The following is a 23,671-nucleotide window of genomic DNA, read 5'->3' as shown; positions in this document are numbered from 1 at the left end:
CGGCATCGGGTTATGCCGCGGTCGTTGGCGTGCACGGGTTGGCGCGCACGCGATGCCAATCGGAATGACGCTGGAAGACTTCGGCCAGGTACAACGCCAGCCGGTCTTCGCCGCCCGGGCAAAGAATCTGCAGGCCGGTGGGCAGGCCCGCGTCGTCGCGGCCGTTAGGCACCGAGACGCCGCACATCTGCAGCAGGTTGCCGATACGCGTGTATTGCACCGGCGCGTTGCCGTGATCCACCTCGTCAAGCGGCAGCGCGGTCGTGAGCGTGGTGGGCGTAAGCAGTCCGGCCACGCCCGCTAGCCGCGCTTGCATTGCGGCCTGCAGGCGGTCGCGTTCGCGCAGCGCGGCCAGGTAGCGCACCGCAGAGACTTCCAGCCCGACCAGCATGCGCGGACGCACCGAGTCGTCGACGGGCAGATCCAGGTCGGTCATCTCGCGCTCGAACGAGGCCACGCCTTCCGTCATCATGATGTCGCCGGTCACGGCCTTGAATTCGGCCAGCGTGGCGGGCGGCGTGATCTCGACGATCTGCGCGCCCAGGCTGTGAAAGAGCGCGATGGACGCCTCGTAGGCTTGGCGAACCGCCGGCGTCACGTCGGCCAGGAACGCGTCGGGCAGACGGCCAAGTGTCGCGCCGGCGATGCCGAAGCGGGAGGCGTCGAGCGGCTCGCGCCACTCGCCGGGCGTGGCGGGCGCCAGCACGTCGAACAACAGGCGCGCGTCGGCCGCGCTGTGCGCAAACACGCCGACGCTGTCCAGAGTCTGGCTAAGCGTGACCACGCCCTGCGACGAGATGCGGCCAACGGTCGGCTTCAGGCCGGTGATGCCGCAGTAGCTGGCGGGCACGCGCACCGACCCGCCGGTGTCGGTGCCGATGGCGGCCGGCGCCAGACGCCCGGCCACCGCGACCGCCGAGCCGCTGCTCGATCCGCCGGGGATGCGGTGCACGCGGTCATCCCAAGGATTGCGCGGCGTGCCCATGTGCTGATTCGGGCCCCAGGCGCCCATGGCGAATTGCACCATGTGGGTCTTGCCCAGGATGATGGCGCCGGCGCGCTGCAACTGCTGCACCAGCTGGGCCGTGCTTGCGGCAATGGTGTCGGCGTGGATCGGCGAGCCGATGGTGGTGGGCCGGCCGGCGATGTCGATCAGGTCTTTCAACGCGATCGGCACGCCGTGCAGCGGGCCCAGCCAGATGCCCTGGTCAAGCTGCAGGTCGGCCGCGCGTGCGGCCGCCAGGGCCTCGTCGGCGTACACGGCGACATAGGCATGCAGCCAGCCGTCCAGCGCCGCGATGCGGGCCAGGTAGTCGTTTACCAGCGTTTCGGCGCGAAGCTCGCGGCGGCGCAGGCGCGGCGCGAGGTCGGTGATGGTGAGGTCGATGCTCATGCGTGCGCTCCTTGGCCCGCTGCGATGGCGCGTTCGATCAGCGCCCGCGAGCCCACGATGTCGGGGAATTTCTCACCGGCGCGCAGGCGCGCCAGCGTGGTCTGTTCCTGCGTCTGAAAGTCGATGGCCTGCTGTGCGGCGGCGCGCACGGCGCGGCGGTCCAGCACCAGCACGCCGTTCTCGTCGGCCAGCACGGCCGCGCCGGGCTGCACGGCTATGCCGCCGCAGTGGATCGTGCCGCAGAACTCGCCCTCGATGCCCAGCAGGCGCGTGGTAATGGGCGACGGCCCGCGCGACCACACCGGCATGCCGTGCTGGCGCAGTTCGCCCAGGTCGGTCACCAGGCCGTCCACGATGATGCCCGCCACGCCGGCCTCTTTGGCGGCGTAGGCCATCGCGCCGCCGAAGGCCGCCGTCACCGCTTCGCCGGCCCGGTCGATCACCAGCACGTCGCCGGGCCGCACGCAGCCCATCGCGTGATGCAGGATGCCGCCGTCGTTGCCGGGCATGCGCACCGTCACGGCAGTCCCGGCAATGCGCACATCCGGCTGGTGCGCGCGGATGTCGCCGCGCATGAAACCGGTGGTCTGGAAATGGCCGATGGTGGCCGGCTCGGCCTTGAGCAACAGCGCCAGATCCTCGGGGGGCAAGGCCTCGGGCAGGGGATGAATCAAATACATCGCGTCGTCTTCACTACAATGAAAAAGGCTCTGAAAGCCGGTGAAAAAAAGGTATCACGCGGGCTTTCCGGGCCAATAATCAAAGTTTCGGCGCAGTTTGAAAAAGAGTTCTTATCATGCGGATAACCCTAAGCCAGCTTGAGGCCTTCTACTGGACCGCCAAGCTGGGCAGTATCCACGCGGCCGCGCGCCATCTGCACGTGACGCAGCCGGCGGTGTCGGCCCGCCTGCGCGAACTTGAAGGCGCGCTGGAGGTGCAGCTCTTTGACCGCTCGCGCCAGCGCGTGACCCTGACCGACGTGGGCCAGTCGGCGCTGCGACATGCCGAAAGCGCGCTGCACAGCACGCGGCAGCTGGAACACTTTGGCAAGGATCGCAGCCTGGGCGGCAAACTGCGCCTGGGTGCGGACGAGTGCTCGGCCAACGTGGGCCTGACTGCCGTGATCGCGCAGCTCAAGGAGCACTATCCCACGCTGGCGTTGGAGATGACGGTGGACGTGGGTTCGGTGCTGAACAGCAAGCTCAACGCGGGCGAGCTGGACATGGCGCTACTGACCAACCCGGCCACGGGCGACACCATCACCGACGTGTTCATCGGCTGGATGACGTTTCACTGGGTCGCTTCGCCCACGCTGCACATCACGGCCGATCCCTTTCGCGCGGAACACGCGCGCGGCCATCACATCGCCACGCACTCGCCGCCCTCGACGCTGTACACCGTGGTCGAGAATTGGCTGGCCTCGGGCGGGGTAGACATGTCGGGCCCCAGCACCACCAACTCGCTGGCGCTGATCTCGCGCCTGATCGCGGCCGGCCACGCCATCGGCATTCTGCCCGTGCCGCTGCTGCAGGACATGCTGACCATGGGCGTGTTGCGCGCCCTGCCCGCCGATCCGCCGATCCCGCCGGCGCGCTTCTACATCTCGTATCTGACGGCCTCGCACGGCGCGCACATCGATTCCATCGTGGACATCACGCGCGACACGCTCACGCGCCTGAACTTCCTGGCGCCCATCGAGGCCGACCCCACGCCTGTCCGCAAGGCATAGGAATGACAAAGGGGCCGCTTGCGCGGCCCCGGACGGCTTGATGCCATCGCGTACGGCGCGGCGTCGGATTCAGTCGATCCGCGCGCCCGACACCCGCACGACCTCGCCCCACTTCTGGACTTCGGCATCCACCAGCGTCACGAACTGCTTGGGGTCGGTGAGCTGCGGAATCACCAGGCCGACCGCGCCCAGCTTCTCCTGGATGGCGGGCGACTGCATGGCGGTGCGCGTGGCGTCGAACAGTTTCTGGAATACCGGCGCGGGCAGGCCGGCCGGGGCGGACAGGCCAAACCAGTACTCGGAAGAAAAGCCCGGGTAGCCGCTCTCGGCCACGGTGGGCGTGTCGGGATAAGTGGGATTGCGTTGCGGGCTGCCAATGGCCAGCGCGCGCAGCTTGCCGGCGCGTACGTGCGGCAGCGCGGTGTCCTGATTGACGAACAGCACGTCGACGCGGCCCGCCAGCACATCGTTGATCGCGGCCGAGCCGCCGTTGTATGGCACGTGCATGATGTCCAGCTTGGCGCGCTGTTTGAGCATTTCCATGCCCAGATGACCGGTGGTCCCGTTGCCCGACGACGCGTAGGAGTACTTGCCAGGCGCCTTGTGCACCAGATCGACGAACTCGGCCAGCGTCTTGGCCGGAAAACCCGGCGCGGTCACGAGCACGTCAGAGCCAAAGGCAAGGATCGCAATCTGGTCGAGCTGATCGAGCTTATAAGGCAGCTTGCTGTAGAGCCCCTGGTTGGTGGCGATGCCCACGCCCGATACCAGCAGCGTGTGGCCGTCGGGCCGCGCCTGCGTCACATAGGCGGTGCCGATGTTGCTGTTGGCGCCGCCCTTGTTCTCGACCACGATGGTGCTCTTGAGTGCCTTGCTCATCTCCGCGGCGAGCAGGCGGCCGATGAAGTCGGTGCCGCCGCCAGCCGGAAACGGCACGACCAGGCTGATGGGCTTGTCGCCCGGAAAGTCCGCGGCCTGCACCGGCGCGGCGGACACGGCGAGGGCCACGCCGGCGATCAGCGCCGGCGCCATCGACTTCAGAAACGTGCGGCGAATGGACGAAACCATCCCTGCCTTGCGGCATGCTTTTCCCACGGCTTGCATGGTGTGATTCCCCTTGGGTGTTATGAAACGGTCTCTCGACCGAAGGGAAAATTAGCACGCAGGGTTGGGCCGTCAGTAATCACAAATGCCCGCCGAATTGAGAGATTTTTGTTATTACGGGTAATCCCGGCGTGGCTCGCGGCTTGACAGGTTAGTTGTAGTGAGCAACATTATGGTTGTGCAGTACAACTTAACGGATGCGCCATGCAAATGCCCGCCAAATCAATCGACGAAATCCGGTCCGCATCGCGCACCATCGTGCGCGAACTGGGCTTCATGCGGCCGACGCTGGCGGGCACTGCCTATTCCGCCTCGGCCGTGCACGCGTTGCTGGAAATCGACGCCCAAGGCGGGGTGTCGGCGGCCCACCTGGTCACTGCGCTTGGCCTGGAGAAATCCAGCGTGAGCCGCATGCTTTCCAAACTGATCGCGGCCGGGGACATTGCCGAGTCGGCAAGCGCAGAGGATGCGCGTCTGAAGCAGTTGACGCTGACCGGCCAAGGCAAGGCGTTGGTCAAGAGAATCCATGCATACGGCCGCAATCAGGTCACCTCGGCAATGGCGCACTTGAATCCCTCGCAACAGCAGGCAGTCGCGCAAGGGTTGTCGGAATACGCCAGGGCGCTCAAGGCCAGCCGCGGCGCGCAATCCGCCGCGGCCCGCGATACCGTGCAGATCGTGCCCGGCTATCGGCCCGGTCTGGTGGGACGCGTGGCCGAGATGCATGCCGCCTTTTATTCGCGGCACTCGGGCTTTGGCCAGTTCTTCGAAAGCCAGGTGGCCACGGGGATGGCCGAGTTTGCGGGGCGGCTCGGCGAGCCATGCAATGGGGTGTGGACGGCGATTCAGAACGACCGGATTGTCGGTTCCATCGCCATAGACGGCCAGGATTTGGGCAATCGCCAGGCGCACCTGCGCTGGTTCATCCTGGATGATGGATGCCGAGGCAGCGGAACCGGCCGAAAGCTGATCGAGGCGGCGCTGGACTTCTGTGACCGGTTCGGTTTCTCCGCGTGCCAGCTCTGGACCTTCAAGGGCCTGGACGCGGCGCGCAAGCTCTATGAGTCCGTGGGATTCAAGCTCGTGCATGAGGAAGATGGCCATCAGTGGGGCAGCATCGTCACCGAGCAGCAGTTCACCCGCGTCAAACCCACGGCCTGATACCCGCGCGGCCGACCTGTCATGCGCACCGGGCGCACCGCAATCGCCGCCGCCGCGACGGTGGGGATGCTCGTGGGCGCGGCGATGGTTTCCACAAGCGTGGTGTCCAGCGCCGTCTCGCCCGCAACACTTGCATTCCTGCGCTATCTGATCGGTGCGGCGGTCCTGCTGTTGCCGTTGGGCCCGGCCGTACGCACGACCTTCTCGGCCAAGGATGCGGTTGCCATCGCCACGCTGGGCGTTTTCCAGTTCGCCGTGCTGGTGCTGTTGCTCAACCATGCGCTGTTGACGGTGTCGGCAACCGTGTGCGCGCTGGTGTTTGCCACGATGCCGCTCGTGACGATGTGCCTTGCGGTGATAACCGGCAAGGAGCCATACAGTGGCCGAGGTCTGGTTGGCGTGTGCACCGCGGTGGCCGGCGTTGCGTATCTGCTGCTGTCGCCTTCCGCGCCTGCGGCGGGCGTGGCGCACAACGGCTGGGGGATGGTGGCGCTGGTGTCCGCCACGATCGTCGGGGCCGTGACGAGCATCCTGTACGGCCCCTATCTGCGCCGCTATCCGGCGCTTGCGACCTGCCGGCTCGCGATGGTTTCCGCGGTGGTGTTCCTGCTGGGTTTCTGCGTCCTCACCTCGCAGCCGCTGCTTCCCTCGCTGAATCGGCTTCAATGGGCCAACGTCGTGTTCATTGGCCTATCGAGCGGGGTGGGCTATTTTTGCTGGTTGTGGGCGTTGGGCAGGCTGGCTGCCAGCAAGGTCACGGCCTTTCAAGCCCTGGGTCCGGTGACCGCCGCGCTCATCGAGTCGCTGCTGTTGCAGCGGCTTGCGCCGATGACGGTGCTCGTTGCGCTGGCGATGGTTTGCGCGGGACTGGTGATTGCGACACGAAGGCTTGAGGCGAACTGAACGACCTGTTCTATCTGACGGTGACGGCGGCCGGGGCGCCGTCACCGTGGGACTCGCAGGGTGCGCTTCATTGCCGCGCACCGTCTGCGACCGGCTGGATCAAGCCGAAAGTTCGTTACGAACCAACGCCGCGCCCGCGCTCAACGCCTTCAACTTGCCGTTGGCCACGGCGCGCGGCAGCGGCGCCATGCCGCAGTTGGTGCACGGGTACAGCTTGTCGGCATCCACGAACTTGAGCGCCTGGCGCAGCGTGGCGGCAACCTGCTCGGGGGTTTCGATGGCGTGGTTGGCCACGTCGATCGCGCCGACCATCACCTTCTTGCCGCGGATGAGTTCGATCAGGTCGATGGGCACATGCGAGTTCTGGCATTCCAGCGACACGATGTCGATGCTGGATTTCTGCAGCTTGGGGAACGACTCCTCGTACTGGCGCCATTCGGATCCCAGCGTCTTCTTCCAGTCGGTGTTGGCCTTGATGCCGTAGCCGTAGCAGATGTGCACGGCGGTTTCGCACTTCAGGCCTTCGATCGCGCGCTCCAGCGTGGCGACGCCCCAGTCGTTCACTTCGTCGAAGAAGACGTTGAAGGCGGGCTCGTCGAACTGGATGATGTCGACGCCGGCGGCTTCCAGTTCGCGCGCTTCCTGGTTGAGGATCTTGGCGAATTCCCAGGCCAGCTTTTCACGGCTCTTGTAGTGGGCGTCGTACAGCGTGTCGATCATGGTCATGGGACCGGGCAGCGCCCATTTGATGGGCTGCTTCGTCTGCTGGCGCAGGAATTTTGCGTCTTCGACGAACACGGGCTTCTGGCGGCTGACGGCGCCGACGACGGTGGGCACGCTGGCGTCGTAGCGGTCGCGGATCCGGACGGTCTCGCGCTTTTCGAAGTCGACGCCGTCCAGATGTTCGATGAACGTGGTGACGAAGTGCTGGCGCGTCTGCTCGCCGTCGCTGACGATATCGATGCCGGCCAGTTCCTGTTCCTTCAGGGCCAGAAGCAGCGCATCCCGTTTGCCTTCGGCCAGTTGCTCGTCTTGCAGGCTCCAGGGCGACCAGAGCTTTTCAGGCTGGGCAAGCCAGGACGGTTTGGGCAGGCTGCCGGCAGTCGAGGTGGGCAAGATTTTTTTCATGGCGAAAGTGTCCGTCTGTTTTCGGTTTATTGATGGGAGTAGCTGGCAGCCCATTGATCAAGCACGTGCTTGTACGGCTTGATGAAGTGCGCCTCGGCAAACTTGCCCTGCTTGATGGCGAGCTGGCTGCGTTCGACGCGGTCGTACACGATCTGCGTCAGCGAGTAGTCCTGGTTCTTCAGGCTGGGTTGATAGCGCTTTCCAGCCGCGGAATTGGCGTTGTAGATTTCGGGCCGGTAGATGCGCTGGAACGCTTCCATCGTGCTGATCGTGCCAATGAGTTCAAGATTGGTGTAGGCGCCCAAGAGGTCTTCCTGGAAGTAGAACGCCAGCGGCGCCACGCTGTTGGGCGGCATGAAGTAGCGGACCTGCAGGCCCATCTTCTCGAAGTAATGATCGGTCGAGGAGAATTCGCTTTGTTGATATTCCACGCCCAGGATCGGGTGGTGGTTGTCGGTGCGTTGGTAGGTCTTGCTGCTGGAGACACTGATGCAGATGACCGGCGGCTTCGCAAAGTGCGCCTGGTAGGCCTGCGATTGCACGAAGTGCTTGAAGAGCTTGCCGTGCAGGTCGCCAAAACCTTCCGGCGTGCTGAACGTGGCTTTGTTGTCGTTGAATTCGGGCAGCAGCACGCTGAAGTCGTAGTCGCGCACGTAGGAAGAAAAATTGTTCCCCACGATGCCGTCGATGCGCTTGTCCGTCTGCCTGTCGACGATGTTGGTCTTGAGCATCTCGATCAGCGGAAACTTGCTTCCGCCTTCGCCCAGCGTCATCTCGGCGGTGATGATGTCCAGTTCAACGGCGTAGCGGTCGCCTGTGGGGTTGTCCCAATGCGCCAGGTCATTGAAACGGCTGTCGATCATCTTCAGCGTATTGCGCAGGTTTTCCTGGCGGCTGGCGCCTCGGGCCAGGTTCGCGAAGTTGGTCGTGATGCGCGTGCTGTCCGACGGCTGATAGTTCTCATCGAAGCGGATGCTCTTGATGCTGAAGGTGAAGTCGTTGCTCATGGGTGTCGGATGCCAAAAATGCTGCGATAAACGTGAATGCGTTGCCGGCGCGATCAGCGTGTGCTGTCACGCTGCCTGTTCGGCGATCGGTAAGGGTGGCCTGGCGTCAGGCCGCCAGGGCTTCTTCGGCCGCGGCGGCGCGGGCATGCCGAGTCAGTTCGACCAGCGGCAGGGCGCGCTGGACCGCCAGGCCGGCCCGCTGGATCAACGCGTCGTTCTGAAGCCGGTAGTCGGCAAAATCCTCGTCGGTCGCGTAGATGCCAAGCGGCAAGGTGCGCGCCTGAAAGAAGCTGAACAACGGCCGCAACTGGTGGTCGATCACCAGCGCATGGCGCTGGCTGCCGCCGGTCGCGGCCAAGAGGACGGGTTTGTCGATCAGGGCGTCCTGATGAATGAAATCGAAGAAGTGCTTGAACAGGCCGGTGTACGAGCCCCGGTAGACGGGCGTTGCCACCACCAGGACATCGGCTTGCTCGACCGCAACCAGCTCGCGCTCGACCGTGTCGGGCAACTGCGAGCGCCACACCGCGCCGGCAAGCTGCGGCGCCAGCCGGCCCATTTCGACCAGCCGGGGTTCGCAGGGGATTTCGTTGGCGATCAGCGCCAGCAGCTGTTCTGCCAGGGCGGTGGTCTTGGAGGGACGTTGCATGCCGCCGGAAACGGCGACCAGTCGCAGGGGGTGTGTCATCTTTGCTTCCATGGAGCCAATCGGCACGAAAGGGGTCGACTTGCCATGGAACGTGCGCGTTGATCAGGTCAACTTGCGGAACACAGCGGCAAACAAAGAATGCAATGCTAAAGATCAATATCCATGACGTAAAATGGTTTTATTTCACAAATCCATGAATCTGGATCATATAAATGCTTGAGCGCATCCATCTGAGCATCGTGCAGCAGGTCGAGAAACAGGGCTCCTTGACCGCCGCCGCGGGCGTGCTGAACCTGACCCAATCGGCGCTGAGCCACAGCATGAAAAAGCTGGAGCAGCAGCTGGGCACCGATATCTGGCTGCGCGAAGGAAGACGGCTTCGCCTGACGCAGGCCGGCCAGTACCTGCTGGCGGTGGCGAACCGGGTGTTGCCGCAGCTGGACCTGGCCGAAGAGCGGCTGGGCCAGTTTGCCCAGGGCGAACGCGGCGCGCTGCGCATCGGCATGGAATGCCACCCGTGCTATCAGTGGCTGCTCAAGGTGGTGGCGCCGTATCTGGCGGCGTGGCCGGACGTGGATGTGGACGTGAAGCAGAAGTTTCAGTTTGGCGGCATCGGCGCCCTGTTCGGCTACGAGATCGACCTGCTGGTCACGCCCGACCCGCTGTTCAAGCCGGGGTTGAAGTTTGAACCGGTGTTCGATTATGAGCAGGTGCTGGTGGTGGCCAAGGGCCATCCCTTGGCATCCGTCGCTTACGTGAAGCCCGAGCAACTGACGCAGGAAGTGCTCATCAGCTATCCCGTCGATATCGAGCGGCTGGATATCTACAACCAGTTTCTCTTGAAGGCGGGTGTCACGCCCAAGCGGCACAAGGCGATCGAGACCACCGACATCATGCTGCAGATGGTGGCCAGCGGCCGCGGCGTGGCGGCGCTGCCGCGCTGGCTGGTCGAAGAGTACGCGGTCAAGATGGATCTGGCGCCGGTTCGCTTGGGCCCGCGGGGCATCGCCAAGCAGATCTTTCTGGGATCGCGCGAGGCCGATGACGCCCTGGATTACCAGCGAGCGTTCATCGAGATGGCGCGGCAATAAGAGGGACGGTTAGAAACCCTTAAAATCGCCGCATTTGCAGTGGGATGGCTGCCCCACGCGACATGCGAGGCACGACATCATCGGAGCCTGTCCGCCTCGCAAGGAGTCATAGCGTTGAACATACACAAACTGGGCGCGCCCTCGGCGATCGTCTATATCGTCGACGACCACCCCGAGGTCAGCCAGTCGCTATTCCGCCTGCTGTCGTCGATCGGCATCCATGCCGAGACCTTCGACTCGATCAGCGCCTTTCAGGCGGCGGCGCGTCCCCCGGTGCCTTCCTGCCTGATCCTGGATCTTCAACTGTCCGACGGCGATGGGCTGACGCTGCAGGCGCGCCTGCGCGAGCTGGGCGATCACATTCCGATCGTGGTGGTGACGGGCTTTGGAGATATCCGGCAGACGGTCAAGGCGATGAAAGCCGGTGCGATCGATTTTCTGGAAAAGCCCATCTCCGAGCAGCGGCTGCTGGACTCCGTGCATCGCGCGCTGGAATCGGACGGCGCGCGGCGCGCCAAGGAGCAGGAATTCGAGAAGATCCTGGCGCTGTACCGGTCATTGACGGCGCGCGAACAGCAGGTGATCGAGATGATTGCGTCGGGCTGCCTGAACAAGGAAGTCGCGCAGCAGTTGGGCATCAGCGAAGTGACCGTCAAGGCGCATCGGGCAAGCGCCTACCGCAAGATGCAGGCGCGCAGCTTTGCGCAACTGGTGCAGATGATCATCAAGGTCAATCCGAGGGTTGCCGCGCACGCCGTGCCATTGCGCGGCGACGGCGACGGCGAGGGCGAATAGGCCGGATGAATCAGGCCTGCGCGGGCAACGAAAAGTAGAACACCGCGCCCACCGGGCTGTTGGGCCGCGCCCACATCTGGCCGTGATGCAGCTGGATGATTTCGCGGCAGATGGCCAGGCCCATCCCCAAGCCTTTGGTCTTGGTGGTGAAGAAGGGATCGAACAGTTTTTTCACCGACGCTGCATCTATGCCGCTGCCGGTATCGAACACCTCCACCAGCAGTTCGTCCGCCGAAGACGGCCGGGTGACGACGCGCAACTGCCGCGCGCCTGGCGCCTGCTTCATGGCATCGACCGCGTTGACATACAGGTTGAGCAGGACCTGCTGAAGCTGGACGCGGTCGCCGCTCGTGTGCAGGGGCGCATCGGCCAGATCCAGCATGACGTCGACGTCGCTGAAATCGAGCTCGGATCTCAGCAGCGCCAGCGTTTCCTTCACGAGTCCATTCAGTTCGACGGGGGCGAAGGCTGCCGGCGCCTTCTTGATGAGCGCCCTCACGCCGGAAATGATCGAGCCGGCGCGTTGGCCGCTTTGCACGATGCGCCGCAATGATTCCGCGACCTCTTCGGTGTTGGGCGGGGTGCGCGCAATCCAGTTCAGCGCCGCCTGCGCTTCCGTCAGGACCGCCGAGACCGGCTGGCTGACATCGTGGGCGATGGAGGCGGTCATCGAGCTGACAGTGGTCATGCGGGTGACGTGAGCCAGATCCGACTGGATCTGCTGCATCTTGGTCTCTGCGGCCTTGCGTTCGGACAGGTCGAGCACAAACGAGACGCCCTGATTGTCGCCGGCGGCAAACCGGGCCGCGCCGAGCAGTACCGGCACGCGCCGGCCATCCTTGCGGATCAGTTCGGTTTCCACCGGTTCGGCGGTCTCGCGCAAAAGCAGCTCGTCCAGCGTCACCGGGCCGCCGCGCGACACAAGCGCGGTCCACTTCAAGCGGCCCGCGCTTACATCGTCGCGGTCGTAACCGGTCATGGACAGGAAGAGGTCGTTGGCTTCCAGCACTTGCCCCTCGATGCTCCAGAACCAGATCCCGATGATGTTGGCTTCGACCAGGCGTTGAATCCGGGCCTCGCGCTGCGCCAGGTCACGGTATAGCCGCGCGCGTTCGATCGCGATGGCGGCCTGCGAGGCCAGCAGACGCAGAACGGCGGTGCGGTGCGGCGCAAAGACGCCGCGCGCCAGGGTGTTTTCCAGGTACAGCACGCCGATGGATTTGGACTGCGTGGTCAGCGCCAGGCACAACACCGACGGCAGCCGCGCGGCGCGCACGTAGGGGTCGCCGGTGAAGGCGCCGGCGCTCCACGCATCGTCCAGCACGATGGTTTCACCCGTGCGCCAGCCGTAGTTCACGATCTGCTGCGGCAGGCCGGCCTCGTCCAGCGACTGCGCGCGCTGGCTGATCGCGACGGAATCGCCGGACGTGGTGGCAAGGGCGCGCACATACAGGTCACCATCGGCATGCAGGACGAGCACGCCGCGCGTGGCGCCGGCCTGCTCCAGCGCGATCTTCATCAGCTTGTCGAGCAGCGTCTGCAAGTCCAGCGCACTGGCGAGCGCGCGGGAGATGTCGATGACGGTGGCCAGATCCAGGCTTTCAACCGGCGTTTCGATCGTGGAATCGTGCGCGGCGCTGCCGCGATCCACGAACAGCGTGGGGTGCAGCGCATCGATCTGCCTGACCTTGCCGGACGCGCCCCAATGCTGATAGCAGGCGCGCGCGTGTTGCAGGTACGTATGCGCGATGCGTTGCTGTCCACGGCTTTGGAAAAACCGTGCGGCGCATTCGTTGGCCAGCCCTTCGACGTGGACAAGGCCGTGATCGCTGGCGCAATGGATGGCATCGTCGTAGCGCTGCATGGCGTCCAGGATGTCGCCCTTTACCCGCGCGACTTCGGCGTCTATCAGCATCCGCTGGCTTTGGAAGTTGGACGGGCAGGACGCCGCCCACGGACGCAGCTTCGCCAGATGGACCTCTATCGCCGCAAGCGTGGCGGCTTGTCCCGCCGGACTTGCGGGCGTGGGGCACCAGGCGTGCGCCAGCGCGGAGTAGAAGTGGAACTCCATTTCCTCGACGAACGCCAGAGACGTCCATACGAACCGTGACGCAACCTCGCTTGCCCGCACGGCGTCCGGGAAATCGCCGCCGAACACCCTGGCTTGCAGCTTGCGCAGGTAATGCCAGCACGCCGTGACATTCCAGCCGGCCTCTGCCTGGAGCTTGCGTTCGAAATCGGCCTCGGTGAATCCAGCGTCGTCCAGCGTGCCGAAATGCGGCGTCATGCCTTGCAGCATCTTGGCCAGTTGCAGTTGCGACGTGTACCGGTCCAGGACTTCAAGCCCGGCCTTGCGCGCGAATGCCAGGCCGCGGCTGGCGTCGGCGCGGATGGTGTCCAGCGCGCCGCCGGTGGCCAGCATATGCGTGACCAGGCTGTTCAGCGCGAAGGATGCGTAGGTCCAGTCGCCCTGCTGGCTGGCCAGTTCGAAGGCGGTCTGCAGCAGGTTGCGCGCCTCGCTGATCGGCTGCGACCAGGGAACGATCTGGCCGCCGAACACCTGATAGACGCGCGCGGCGAAGCGGACCTGCGCGCGCTGCTGGATCAGGTCGACGCCCAGCTTGCCGAAGGCGTAGCCGTCTGCGTAGTCGCCGGTGCGCGCGGCCAGGATCATGCCCAGCCACGCGTATCCCAGGCTGGACGCATCCGTGTTGCCGTGGCGCAGGCTCAGGTTGGCCATGCGCAGGATGACGCGCTCGCGCAGATTCGCAAAGAGCGTCCAGGCCGGCGGCAGCAGTGCGGTCAGCACGCCCATCGTCGCTTCCGCTTCCGGGTTTTCCATCGCGGGCAGGTCCAGCAGCGTAGCCGCGGGCCGGCCGGCACGCAGCGCATTGAACTGGGCGTACTCGTCCGAGACGGTCTCATCGGAAGGGTTGTCGGTCCAGTCGATGCCGGCGCGGCGAAGATAATGCAGCGCGGCCTGAATGGCCTCGTGCCGCTCGCCCAGCGCCATGAAGACCTCCACGCGCAGCTGGGTCACGCGGGCCAGTTCCGTCAAGGGCGCGTCGCGCTCGCCCAGGCGGGCCAGCCGATGCCTGGCGCTGCCCACCGCGCCGCTGCGCAACTCGCACTCGGCGCGGGTGATCTCGATCGTGAAGGCAAGCGCGGGCTCGCGCTGGCGGCCGTCGTCGGACAGGAATGCCGAGGCCGCTTCCAGATAGCGGATGGCGGCCGAATAGTCGGCGGTGTCCTTGGCCAACGTGCCTGCCAGGGCATTCAGATGGGCAAGCCGGACGCGTTCGTCGGGGCTGTGGACAAGTTGCCATGCACGGTTGAACTGGTCGACCAGTTCAAAGGCGCGCGCCTTCAATTGTTCCGGTTCCAGGTCCTGGGCAAGACGGCGGCCGATCGACAGATGGGTGGCCGCGCGCTGCCGTTCGGGAATCAGCCCATAGCTGGCCGCCTGCACCCGGTCGTGCGGAAAGCGGTACACGTCGCCGCTACGAAAGACGAGGCTCTGGCGCTCGCACTCGCGCATTGCCGTGGCGACGTCGAGCCGCGGCCAGCCCAGCGCCGCCGCCAGCTTGTCCAGCGAGGCGTCGTGCCCAAGGCAGGCCATGTGTTGAATCGCCTCGCGGCTGTCGCGCGGCAAGCGCTCGACCTGCTGGAGGATGATGCCGACCACGTTGTCGGTGTAGGCCTGTTCGCGGATGGCATCCGCATCCCAAAGCCAGCGCTGGCGCCCCACGTCGTAGCGCAGCAACCCTTCGGCCGCGAGCGTGGACAGGAACCGGAGCACGAAGCAGGGGTTGCCGGCCGTCTTGGCCTGCACCAGGGCGACGAGCGGATCGATCCACGGCGACCTGCTTTGCAGCGCATCGGCGATCAGGTGGGCGCAGTCGCGCGCCTGCAGATTGTGGAGCGCGAGTTCGGTGAGGGGGATCGCGCTGGCGCGCAGGCCAGCGATGAACGCCGCCAGCGCGTGGCGCGCCGTCATGTCCTCGGCCCGATACACGCCCACGACCAGGATGTTCTGCAGACCGGTCTGCGCAAGCTGTTCGATCACGCGCAGGGTCGCGGCGTCGGTCGACTGCAGGTCGTCCAGGAACAGGATCAGCGGATGGCCCGGCGACGAGAACGCGCAGAACAGATGCTGAAAGGCCAGGAGCAGCCGTGCCTTGGCGTCCGCCTCGGCCAGCAGGCCCTTGGCGTCCGGCACGATCAGCGCCAGTTCGGGAATCAGCGTGAGCAGGCTGCCGCCGCCGGCCGAGACCACCACGCGCAGTTTCTCCCGCCACTCGTCCAGGTCGCTTTCGTTCTTGGCAAGCACCGACTGAAGCAGGCCTCTTGCCGCCTCGACCAGCGCGGCGTAGGGACCGGCGTGGCTGTGAGAATCGCCCTTGCCCTTGGCAAGCAAGGTGTATTCGCTGCCGACAACGCGATGCAGCTCTTCGATGAGGATCGACTTGCCGACGCCGGCCTCGCCCGAGATGAGCACGACCTCGGCGCGTCCGGACCCCGCCACCCGGCCCATGGCGCCCAGCAGGACGTCAAGCTCTGCGCCTCTGCCGTACAGGGTTGCAGGCACGCGCACGCGGCCTGGATGGTCGTAGCGGCCCAGTGCGAAGTCCGGCGCGGCATCGGGGTCCATCATCAGCGCGGCCAGACAGCACTGCAGGTCGGCCGCCAGCCCCTCCGCCGTCTGATACCGGTCGTCCGGCGACTTTTCCAGCAGCTTCATGACGATGGCCGACAGTGTCGCGGGTATTGCGCTGCGTCGTTCGGCAGGCGTTACCGGCACGCGCGCGGAATGGCTGTGCAGCCACGTCAGCGCCGACTCGCCTTGAAAAGGCAGCTCGCCGGTCAGGGCCTCGTAGAACACGACGCCCAGCGAATACAGGTCCGAGCGCGCGTCGGCGCGATGCCCGGCGCGGCCGGATTGTTCGGGCGCCATGTAGGCGAGGGTGCCGACGATGTCTGCTGGCTGCGAGCCCGGCGCCGCCTGATAGGCGCCGAGCGGCGTGGAAAAAGAAAAGCCGGTCAGGTGGGCGGCTTCGTCATGGGCGTTGAACAGGATGTGCGCGGGCTTGAGATTCCGATGGATCAAGCCGGCGTTGTGCATTTGCCCAAGGGCGTTCGCCGCCGCGATGGCCAAGCGCAGAAATGCCTTGGCGGGCATGGGCCGCGGACGATGCGACGCCAACGGCTGTCCGCCGGGATCCTGCAGATACAGGACGGTGGAGCCGCCGACGCGCGCCAGCGCAGTCGGCACGGCGGCCCAGCCGGGATGCAGGTAGTCGCGCAGGCCGTATTCCTGGTCCAGCAGGTGGCGCGCGCATTCCGAGCTGTCGTTCGGCCGCAGCCAGACGGCAAGGGTGGCGTCGCCGCGTCCGAAGACCCGGTCGCCGTCCACCCACAGAACCTCGAAACGGGCCCCGTTGACTGCCTCGAAACGAGGAGTACTTTCCATGTCGCACACCCAGCCGAGGCCTGTCGGCGCGCGGCAATAATCCCTGTCGGCGCAATTCTAATCAGGAATTATGCGTCTCATGTAACGGTGTGTGCGGCGGCGCCGGGTGTCGTGTTGATTCCGCCTATTGCACGATCGGCGCCACGAAGTGCGAGACCCGCGGGGGCGTGCCGCCGATGTGGAAGGCGCGCACTTCGGCTTGCTGGTCCGCGTCTGCGTGGGTAACGCGTTCGTGCTGGCGCAGATGCTCCAGCCAGGAGGTCACGAGGAAGTATTCCAGGTAGCGGCCGGGTTGGGCGGCGTCTTCGAAGATGCCCCAGGCGTATGCGCCATCGCGGCGGCGCTCGGCGCCTGCGTGCTGCATGGCGCGCACGAAGGCCGCGCCTTGCGCCGGGTCGATCAGGTATTCGACCGTGATCATGACCGGGCCACGATCATGCGACACCTCTTGATCGATCAGCGGCTCGGGCCAGTGCATCGACGGCGCAAGGTCCAGGTCCGCGCCCAGCTGCAGCTTGGCCTTGCGGGTCAGCAGCATCGCAACCACCGAACCGGCGGCGGCTATCAGCAGCGCGGCGGGCACGCCGGCACGCACCGCCGTCTGACCCCAGATCATGCTGCCCGCGGTCATCGAGCCGAAGAACACCGTCACGAAGATCGCCAGGCCACGGGCACGCACCCAGTCCGGCAGCGCCACCTGCGCCGAGACGTTGAGCGAGGTCAGCACCATGATCCACGAGGCGCCCGCCAGGAAACTGAACGCACCAGCCACCACGGGATGCGGCACCACCGCAAACACCACCAGCGTGAACGCCGTGCCCAGAGTGCCGGCCATGACGCTGCGGTCAGGCCCCAGCTTCTTGCGCAGCGGCGGCAGCACCATCGCGCCGATCACCGCGCCCGCCCCGACGCAGCCCAGGATGATGCCGTAGAGCAAGGCGCCGCCCTGCAGCACCTGACGCACGATCACCGGCAGCAAGGCCCAGTAGGCGCTGGCAAACAGGAAGAACGCAACGGCGCGGACCAGCGTGGACTTGAGCGGCTTGCTGTGCAGCGCAAAGCGCAGGCCGGCACGCATGGCATGAAACAGCTGCTCGCGCGGCAGGCGCTTTTCAGCGGCGGCGGGCGGCTTCCACCAGATCAGCGCGGCCACGACCACGATGAAACTGACGGCGTTCACAAAAAACGGAATCGCCACGCCGATGCTGGTAATCAGCACGCCGGCCAGCGCCGGACCAATGGCGCGGCTGACGTTGATACCCACGCTGTTGGTGGCGACGGCCTGCTGCAGCGAAGGGCGCGGCACCAGGCTGGGGACGATGGCCTGCCAGGCCGGCGCCGACAGCGCCGTGCCAATGCCCATCAGCAACGTGAAGCCCAGCAGCACCCACGGCGTCGTCAGGCCAAACCACACCACCAGCCCCAGCGCCAGCGCAATGACGCCCATCGCGATCTGCACCATCAGCAGCAGCTTGCGGCGGTCCATCGTGTCGGCCAGCGCACCGGCCAGGAGCGACAGCAGGAAGACGGGCAAGGCGCCCGCGGTCTGCACCAGCGCCACGAACATCGGCGACGGCGACAACGACGTCATGAGCCAGCCCGCGCCCACGTCGTGCATCCAGGTGCCGATGTTGGACAGCACGGTGGCGACCCAGATCACCGAGAAGGCGGAGTAGGCGAACGGTGAGGAAGGCGGAGCGGGGTTGGCGGGCTGGGCGTCGGCGGTCGTCATGGCGTGGCAGGCTGCGGGAGAAAGCAAAAAGGTCCGCAGCCGCTGCAAGAGCGGCTGCGGACCCCAGGGGCATCAGCGGGCGATGACGGGTGCGGCCACCGGCGCGATGGCGTCGTGTGCGGTCTGCGTGCGCTGACCGGCCTTGTGCACCATCGTGTAGGCGTAGTCCACGCCCATGCCGTACGCGCCCGAGTGTTCCTTGACGATTTCCATCACGGCATCGTACGAGTCGCGGCGGGCCCAGTCGCGCTGCCATTCCAGCAGCACCTGCTGCCAGGTCACCGGCACGACGCCGGCCTGGATCATGCGCTGCATGGCCATGTCGTGTGCTTCCTTGGACGTGCCGCCGGACGCGTCGGAGACCATGTAGATCTCGTATTCGCCTTCCAGCATGGCGCACAGCGCAAACGTGGTGTTGCAGACTTCGGTCCAGAGACCGGCCACGACGACCTTCTTGCGGCCATTGGCGGCCAGCGCGTCGCGCACCTTCTGGTCGTCCCACGAGTTCATCGAGGTGCGTTCCAGGACCTTCTGGTTCGGAAACACGTCGAGCAGTTCGGGGTAGGTGTAACCCGAGAACGACTCGGTCTCGACGGTGGTGATGGTGGTGGGAATGCCAAACACCTTGGCGGCCTTGGCCAGACCCACGGCATTGTTCTTCAGCGTCTGGCGGTCGATCGACTGCACGCCAAAGGCCATTTGCGGCTGGTGATCGATGAAGATGATCTGGCTGTTCTGCGGGGTCAGGACTTCGAGCTTTGCTTGGGACATGAAAATCACCTTGGGTTGAAATGGAGGGGCCTTAACGAGAATGTCAGGATAGGGGAAACGTTCGCGTCTCGACATTGTTCGAAGGTATGGCGCGTCCCCCTCAAGTAGGGTCAGCCGGGGCGCGTTTGATGCTCAGGGTGGCCAGTGCGGCGACGATGGGCGGCAGGATGAAACACCACATGAGGGACGCCCAGTACAGCAGCGCGGCAATGGCGCAGCCGGACGCAAACGCCGCCAGGGCGGGCAGCATCTTGCGCAGGCGGGCGACGGCGGCCGTGCGCGCCTCGCCGGAGACGCCTTTGCAGAGGTCGGCAAGGTCGATCATCACCTGCGTGGTGGTGCCGGTCATGAGCGTGGACGGCGGCGCGCTGCCCAGATGCATGCGCTGGATCGCATTCTGGATACCCATGGCCGCGACCAGCAGCATCCCGCCAATTACGGCAACCGGCGCGTCGCTGTCGGGAAACGGTCCGTAGGCGACGAGGACGGCAGCGGCGGCGGCCAGCAGCAGCACCTTCGCGCGCATGAGCTTGGACATCGCCGTGTCCGCGGCCGCGAAGCCGGACGCAAACAGGCGCGTCAGCACGACGACGGCACAAAAGAGCGGCAAGGCCAGGAGCTTGGCGAAGGCGCCGGTCGTGCCGTGGACGAAGGCTGCGCCCAGCGTGACGAAGTTCCCCGTCACGTGCGCCGTGAACAGGCCGTTCAGCGCCAGGAACCCCGCCGTATCGACGTATCCCGCGTTAAAGCCCAAGAGGCCGGTGAATCGGGGAGATACGGGGGTCTGTTCCATGGTGTGCAAGGTAAGTGTTGATGGCGCGGTGCCCGCTGGACCGGCGGTGCGGCCGGCGCGACGGACACTGCGTAGGCCGATACGAAGGCGACTACCGCCGTTCGTTCAGGTCCTGCCAGATCACCAGCAGGAACCCGCCCACCAGCCCAAGGTGCTCGAAGAACGAGTTGGCGGCGAAAAAGCGCGCCTGGCCGGGCGGCATCTCCCAGAACTGCAGGGCGACGAAGGTGGCGAGCAGCGTGAAGATCGCCAGCCCCAGCGCGCCGAGCCAGCGATGCCATCCGATCAGGATCATGAGCGAGGCGATGAGCTCCAGCGCGATCACGACCACGGCGAAGAACGGCGCGGGCGTAAGCCCGAAATGGGTCATTTCCGCAATGGCGCCGGGAAAGTCGGTCAGCTTGACCAGCCCGCCCTGAAGATACGCCGCGCACAAGCCCAGGTAGGCGGCAAAGCGGGCAACGCGGCCCCCGAGAATGGGGCGCGCGATGCCGGCCAGCGAGGTTGAAATGCTCGACATGGGTTCGGTTCCTTACACGGCCCAGCACGAGCAACCCAGCGCGCCGAAGAACGACTTCTGGTCCGAGGCCGGCACGCTGGAGGCCCACGCATTGGCATGGCTGTGCCCATGCAGGCCGCACGCGCTGGCGCAACCGCAGGCCGCGGCAAAGCGCTTGTAGTCGAGCGAATTGCGTCCCGCGCCTTCCGGGTCGCCCCAGGCGGCATAGCCGCCGAACAGGCGCGTGGGCGACCAGTCGGGCATGGCGGGCGGCGGCGCGTTTTCGTCGAGCTTGGCGAAGTCGCCAGCGCCGTAGACCACGCGCCCGCCCACCACGGTCAGGTCGGACGTCAGGAACGAGATCTCTTCATCCGCCACCGTGAAGTAATCCTGGGACGGGACCATCAGATCGGCGAACTGGCCCACCTGGATGCGGCCGCGCTTGCCTTCGTCGTTGGAGAACCACGCGACGTTCTCGGTCCACATGCGCAGGGCCGTTTCGCGGTCCAGCAGGTTTTCATGCGGATACAGCGGCATGCCGCCGACGGTTTTGCCCGTGGTCATCCACGACAGCGAAATCCACGGGTTGTAGGACGCGACGCGCGTGGCGTCGGTGCCGGCGGACGTTTTCACTCCCTTTTCCAGAATGCGCTTGACCGGGGGCGTGGCTTGCGCGGCCTTCGCGCCGTAGCGCTCGACAAAGTACTCGCCCTGGTATGCCATGCGGTGCTGGACGGCAATGCCGCCGCCCAGTGCGGCGATCCGGTCGATGGACTTGTCCGAGATCGTCTCGGCATGATCGAAGAACCAGTTGATGCCGGTGAGCGGCGTGTCGCGATGCACTTTCTCGAATACGTCCAGCGCGCGCGTGATCGTTTCGTCGTAGGTCGCGTGCAGGCGCCACGGCCATTTGTTCTGGACCAGGACGCGAACGACCTCTTCCAGTTCGCCTTCCATCTCCGGCGGCATGTCCGGACGTTCGACCCGGAAGTCCTCGAAGTCGGCCGCCGAGAACACCAGCATCTCTCCGGCCCCGTTATGCCGGAAGTAATCGTCGCCCTGCTTGTACTTGACCGAAGACGTCCAGTTCAGGAAGTCCTCTTTCTCGTGCTTGGGCTTTTGCGTGAAGAGGTTGTACGCAAGTCGCACCGTCAGCTGGTTGTCGTCGGCCAGCTTCTGGATGACGGCATAGTCGTCCGGATAGTTCTGATAGCCGCCGCCGGCGTCGATGACGCCCGTGACGCCCAGCCGGTTCAGCTCGCGCATGAAATGGCGTGTGGAGTTCAGCTGGTAGTCGAACGGCAGCTTCGGTCCCTTGGCAAGGGTTGAATACAGGATGGTGGCGTTGGGTTTGGCAAGCAGCAGGCCGGTCGGATTGCCATTCGAGTCCCGGATGATCTGTCCACCTTCGGGGTCCGGCGTGTCGCGGGTATAGCCCACCACGCGCAGCGCCGCAGCGTTCAGCAGCGCGCGATCGTACAGATGCAGCAGGAACACCGGCGTGTCCGGTGCGACCGCGTTGATTTCCTCGATGGTCGGCAGACGCTTTTCAATGAACTGGTGCTCGGTGAATCCGCCCACCACACGCACCCATTGGGGCGCGGGCGTGTTGGCGACCTGCCGGCGCAGCATCTCCATGGCATCCGCCAGCGACCGCACGCCGTCCCAGCGCAGCTCCATGTTGTAGTTCAGGCCGCCGCGCACGACGTGTGTGTGGTTGTCGTAAAGCCCGGGCAGGACGCTTTTCTTTTTCAGGTCAACCAGCCGGGTGTTCGATCCCGCCAGGCGCAGGACTTCCCGGTCGCTGCCCACCGCGACGAACTTGCCGCCCTTCACGGCGACGGCGCCCGCTTCCGGATTGGCACGGTCCAACGTGGTGAAGCGGCCGTTGTAGAAAATCACCTCCGGGGGACCGTCTGCCAGCGGCGTGCCGGTCTGAGACTGCGACCCGGCGTTTGCCCGGCCGGCCCACATGCTGTTGAGCGCAAACGCTGAAGCCAGCGAAGACGCCGCTCCCAGGACTTGTCGACGCGAAGCCATGCCACTCTCCTCGATTAATTTCGCGGTGGGTAGGTTTTCATGGCGTCCGCCGGGGCGCAATCCGACATTAGGTTCGTCACCCTATACCTTCGACGAATGGCGTCTGCACGGCGCGCACGCGTATCGTCTTGCGGTTTGCGTGCTGCGCAAGGCACAGGAGCATGAGATGAAAGTTGGCCGCGGCGCGCGCAGACGGGTTCTGGTGGGTGGATGCGCGGTGGCCGCGCTGTGCGGCGCGGTGGGCAGCGCGTCGGCGCAATCGTCCGTCACGCTATACGGCCGGCTCAACACGGCGCTGGAATACGCCTGGATCAGCGGCGCCGACAATGCCGGCTCCGGCTCACGTATGACGAACAACCGGTCGGTGTTCGGCTTTCGCGGCGAAGAGGACCTGGGCGATGGCTTGTCGGCGATCTTTCAGATCGAGAGCGGCATTGCGCCCAACACCGGGCAAGGCGAGATCGCCAGCCGGAACACGCGCCTTGGGCTGGCATCGCCCTACGGCACGTTCTTTCTGGGCAATTGGCACACGGCCTACACCGAGTCGACCATGAAAATGGATCCCTACTATCCGATGACGGCGGGATACATGGCGTTGATGGGCAACGGCTCGGCGTCCAGCTCGGGCAACGTCGAGAACACGAGTTCGTTTGATCGACGCCAGAAAAATTCGCTGCATTTCCGGTCCGCGGACTGGCATGGCTTGAGCGCTGGATTCACGTGGGGCCTGCCGCAGGAACGCATGACGACGCCGCGCAATCCCCAGCTGTTCTCCTGGTCCGCCGCCTACAAGGACGGACCGCTGGCGCTGGTGGCGGCCTATGAGCTGCACAAGAACTATCAGATGGCCGACTCGCATGACGATGCCATCAAGCTGGGCGCCACGTATTCGTTTCCGTCCACCACGATCAACTTCGTCGTCGAGCAGCTGCGCTACCAGACCGCATCCGGCGATCTGCGCCGCAAGGGTTACTACGTGTCCGTGGTGCAGAAGCTGGGCACCGGCAGCCTGAACGCGTCCGTCGGGTACGCCGCCAACGGCACCGGGCCATCCACGCAACGGGTGGGCTACGTCCGTAGCGGCCAGAACACCGGCGCGGTCCAGTACACGCTGGGGTATGAGCAGCCCTTGTCCAGGCGCACGTCTGTGTATGCGTACTACTCGAAGATCAAGAACCGCTCGAATGCTGCGTACGACTTCGCCATCAATGAACTGGGCGTGACCGCTGGCGCCAGCCCGCAAACCATCGCGTTGGGGCTGCGGCACAGCTTTTAGAATTGGTGAGAATTAACGATTCATTAATTCTTCGCCCTCTATAGTCGCGCTCGTCAGCCGGCGCGGGCCCGTTCAGGGCCCTGGCGCTTGTCCAGCGCGAATTGTCATGAGCCGGTTGCCAACAACAACA

The 23,671-nt window shown here is 65.4% G+C and carries 18 protein-coding genes; 6 read left to right on the top strand and 12 right to left on the bottom strand.

Features of this window, described 5'->3' with window-relative positions:
* Positions 1-10: 10 nt before the first annotated feature.
* Together FBY20_RS09785 and FBY20_RS09780 are read right to left on the bottom strand one after the other, a co-directional pair.
* Complete coding sequence (locus FBY20_RS09785) at positions 11-1,393, bottom strand: amidase (protein ID WP_142051791.1); 1,383 nt, start codon at positions 1,391-1,393, stop codon at positions 11-13.
* Positions 1,390-2,073, bottom strand: a complete 684-nt coding sequence (locus FBY20_RS09780) for an RraA family protein (RefSeq protein ID WP_142051788.1) — start codon at positions 2,071-2,073, stop codon at positions 1,390-1,392. The genes FBY20_RS09785 and FBY20_RS09780 overlap by 4 nt, the downstream gene beginning before the upstream one ends.
* Positions 2,074-2,189: 116 nt before the next feature.
* Here FBY20_RS09780 and FBY20_RS09775 point away from each other — a divergent pair, with 116 nt between their 5' ends.
* A complete protein-coding gene (locus tag FBY20_RS09775) occupies positions 2,190-3,122 on the top strand; it encodes a LysR family transcriptional regulator (protein WP_056320668.1) in 933 nt (310 codons plus the stop codon).
* A gap of 69 nt (positions 3,123-3,191) precedes the next feature.
* Here the strand turns inward: FBY20_RS09775 and FBY20_RS09770 are convergent, their stop codons facing one another.
* Entirely contained in the window at positions 3,192-4,190 is a 999-nt protein-coding gene (locus tag FBY20_RS09770; protein ID WP_255452309.1) for a tripartite tricarboxylate transporter substrate binding protein, read from the bottom strand.
* Between the two features lie 240 nt (positions 4,191-4,430).
* Between FBY20_RS09770 and FBY20_RS09765 the strand changes: the two genes are divergently transcribed.
* Together FBY20_RS09765 and FBY20_RS09760 are read left to right on the top strand one after the other, a co-directional pair.
* Entirely contained in the window at positions 4,431-5,387 is a 957-nt protein-coding gene (locus FBY20_RS09765; RefSeq protein ID WP_142051782.1) for a helix-turn-helix domain-containing GNAT family N-acetyltransferase, read from the top strand.
* A gap of 21 nt (positions 5,388-5,408) precedes the next feature.
* Positions 5,409-6,290, top strand: a complete 882-nt coding sequence (locus FBY20_RS09760) for a DMT family transporter (protein ID WP_142051780.1) — start codon at positions 5,409-5,411, stop codon at positions 6,288-6,290.
* Between the two features lie 99 nt (positions 6,291-6,389).
* On the opposite strand, the gene FBY20_RS09755 is transcribed toward FBY20_RS09760, so the two are convergent.
* From FBY20_RS09755 to msuE, 3 genes are all read right to left on the bottom strand, one after another.
* Positions 6,390-7,418, bottom strand: a complete 1,029-nt coding sequence (locus tag FBY20_RS09755) for a methionine synthase (RefSeq protein WP_142051778.1) — start codon at positions 7,416-7,418, stop codon at positions 6,390-6,392.
* A gap of 26 nt (positions 7,419-7,444) precedes the next feature.
* Complete coding sequence (locus FBY20_RS09750) at positions 7,445-8,425, bottom strand: DUF1852 domain-containing protein (RefSeq protein ID WP_142051776.1); 981 nt, start codon at positions 8,423-8,425, stop codon at positions 7,445-7,447.
* A gap of 106 nt (positions 8,426-8,531) precedes the next feature.
* Complete coding sequence (gene msuE, locus FBY20_RS09745; protein ID WP_142051774.1) at positions 8,532-9,113, bottom strand: FMN reductase; 582 nt, start codon at positions 9,111-9,113, stop codon at positions 8,532-8,534.
* Between the two features lie 173 nt (positions 9,114-9,286).
* Between msuE and FBY20_RS09740 the strand changes: the two genes are divergently transcribed.
* Together FBY20_RS09740 and FBY20_RS09735 are read left to right on the top strand one after the other, a co-directional pair.
* Entirely contained in the window at positions 9,287-10,165 is an 879-nt protein-coding gene (locus tag FBY20_RS09740) for a LysR family transcriptional regulator (protein WP_056320681.1), read from the top strand.
* Positions 10,166-10,279: 114 nt separating this feature from the next.
* Entirely contained in the window at positions 10,280-10,960 is a 681-nt protein-coding gene (locus FBY20_RS09735; RefSeq protein WP_255452307.1) for a response regulator transcription factor, read from the top strand.
* Positions 10,961-10,970: 10 nt separating this feature from the next.
* Here FBY20_RS09735 and FBY20_RS09730 read toward each other — a convergent pair whose 3' ends face one another.
* The 6 genes from FBY20_RS09730 to FBY20_RS09705 all read right to left on the bottom strand — a co-directional run bounded on the left by FBY20_RS09730 (position 10,971) and on the right by FBY20_RS09705 (position 22,148).
* Positions 10,971-16,430 (bottom strand): AAA family ATPase, encoded by a 5,460-nt coding sequence (locus FBY20_RS09730; protein ID WP_142051772.1) that lies wholly within the window; start codon positions 16,428-16,430, stop codon positions 10,971-10,973.
* 124 nt (positions 16,431-16,554) lie between these two features.
* On the bottom strand, positions 16,555-18,162 hold the full coding sequence (locus FBY20_RS09725) for an MFS transporter (RefSeq protein WP_142051769.1): 1,608 nt from the start codon (positions 18,160-18,162) through the stop codon (positions 16,555-16,557).
* Positions 18,163-18,234: 72 nt separating this feature from the next.
* Positions 18,235-18,933, bottom strand: a complete 699-nt coding sequence (locus tag FBY20_RS09720) for a hydrolase (RefSeq protein WP_056319499.1) — start codon at positions 18,931-18,933, stop codon at positions 18,235-18,237.
* 100 nt (positions 18,934-19,033) lie between these two features.
* Positions 19,034-19,726 carry a YoaK family protein gene (locus tag FBY20_RS09715; RefSeq protein WP_142051766.1) on the bottom strand — a complete coding sequence of 231 codons (693 nt, stop codon included), beginning with the start codon at positions 19,724-19,726 and terminating at the stop codon, positions 19,034-19,036.
* Between the two features lie 91 nt (positions 19,727-19,817).
* Positions 19,818-20,246, bottom strand: coding sequence for a DoxX family protein (locus tag FBY20_RS09710; protein ID WP_056319472.1), 429 nt, complete (start codon positions 20,244-20,246; stop codon positions 19,818-19,820).
* Between the two features lie 12 nt (positions 20,247-20,258).
* Positions 20,259-22,148, bottom strand: a complete 1,890-nt coding sequence (locus FBY20_RS09705) for an amidohydrolase (RefSeq protein ID WP_056319496.1) — start codon at positions 22,146-22,148, stop codon at positions 20,259-20,261.
* Between the two features lie 283 nt (positions 22,149-22,431).
* On the opposite strand from FBY20_RS09705, the gene FBY20_RS09700 reads away from it, so the two are divergent.
* A complete protein-coding gene (locus FBY20_RS09700) occupies positions 22,432-23,541 on the top strand; it encodes a porin (protein ID WP_142051763.1) in 1,110 nt (369 codons plus the stop codon).
* Positions 23,542-23,671: the final 130 nt, after the last annotated feature.

Origin of the sequence: Achromobacter sp. SLBN-14 (genome assembly GCF_006715415.1) — a bacterium.
Lineage (GTDB): Bacteria > Pseudomonadota > Gammaproteobacteria > Burkholderiales > Burkholderiaceae_B > Achromobacter > Achromobacter mucicolens.
Note: the sequence above shows the minus strand (reverse complement) of the source record. Positions and strands in the feature narration are given on the sequence as shown.

Coding starts and splice junctions, on each gene's coding strand:
- FBY20_RS09785 (WP_142051791.1), bottom strand. CDS start 1,393: ATGAGCATCGACCTCACCATCACCGACCTCGCGCCGCGCCTGCGCCGC.
- FBY20_RS09780 (WP_142051788.1), bottom strand. CDS start 2,073: ATGTATTTGATTCATCCCCTGCCCGAGGCCTTGCCCCCCGAGGATCTG.
- FBY20_RS09775 (WP_056320668.1), top strand. CDS start 2,190: ATGCGGATAACCCTAAGCCAGCTTGAGGCCTTCTACTGGACCGCCAAG.
- FBY20_RS09770 (WP_255452309.1), bottom strand. CDS start 4,190: ATGGTTTCGTCCATTCGCCGCACGTTTCTGAAGTCGATGGCGCCGGCG.
- FBY20_RS09765 (WP_142051782.1), top strand. CDS start 4,431: ATGCAAATGCCCGCCAAATCAATCGACGAAATCCGGTCCGCATCGCGC.
- FBY20_RS09760 (WP_142051780.1), top strand. CDS start 5,409: ATGCGCACCGGGCGCACCGCAATCGCCGCCGCCGCGACGGTGGGGATG.
- FBY20_RS09755 (WP_142051778.1), bottom strand. CDS start 7,418: ATGAAAAAAATCTTGCCCACCTCGACTGCCGGCAGCCTGCCCAAACCG.
- FBY20_RS09750 (WP_142051776.1), bottom strand. CDS start 8,425: ATGAGCAACGACTTCACCTTCAGCATCAAGAGCATCCGCTTCGATGAG.
- msuE (WP_142051774.1), bottom strand. CDS start 9,113: ATGACACACCCCCTGCGACTGGTCGCCGTTTCCGGCGGCATGCAACGT.
- FBY20_RS09740 (WP_056320681.1), top strand. CDS start 9,287: ATGCTTGAGCGCATCCATCTGAGCATCGTGCAGCAGGTCGAGAAACAG.
- FBY20_RS09730 (WP_142051772.1), bottom strand. CDS start 16,430: ATGGAAAGTACTCCTCGTTTCGAGGCAGTCAACGGGGCCCGTTTCGAG.
- FBY20_RS09725 (WP_142051769.1), bottom strand. CDS start 18,162: ATGACGACCGCCGACGCCCAGCCCGCCAACCCCGCTCCGCCTTCCTCA.
- FBY20_RS09720 (WP_056319499.1), bottom strand. CDS start 18,933: ATGTCCCAAGCAAAGCTCGAAGTCCTGACCCCGCAGAACAGCCAGATC.
- FBY20_RS09715 (WP_142051766.1), bottom strand. CDS start 19,726: ATGGAACAGACCCCCGTATCTCCCCGATTCACCGGCCTCTTGGGCTTT.
- FBY20_RS09710 (WP_056319472.1), bottom strand. CDS start 20,246: ATGTCGAGCATTTCAACCTCGCTGGCCGGCATCGCGCGCCCCATTCTC.
- FBY20_RS09700 (WP_142051763.1), top strand. CDS start 22,432: ATGAAAGTTGGCCGCGGCGCGCGCAGACGGGTTCTGGTGGGTGGATGC.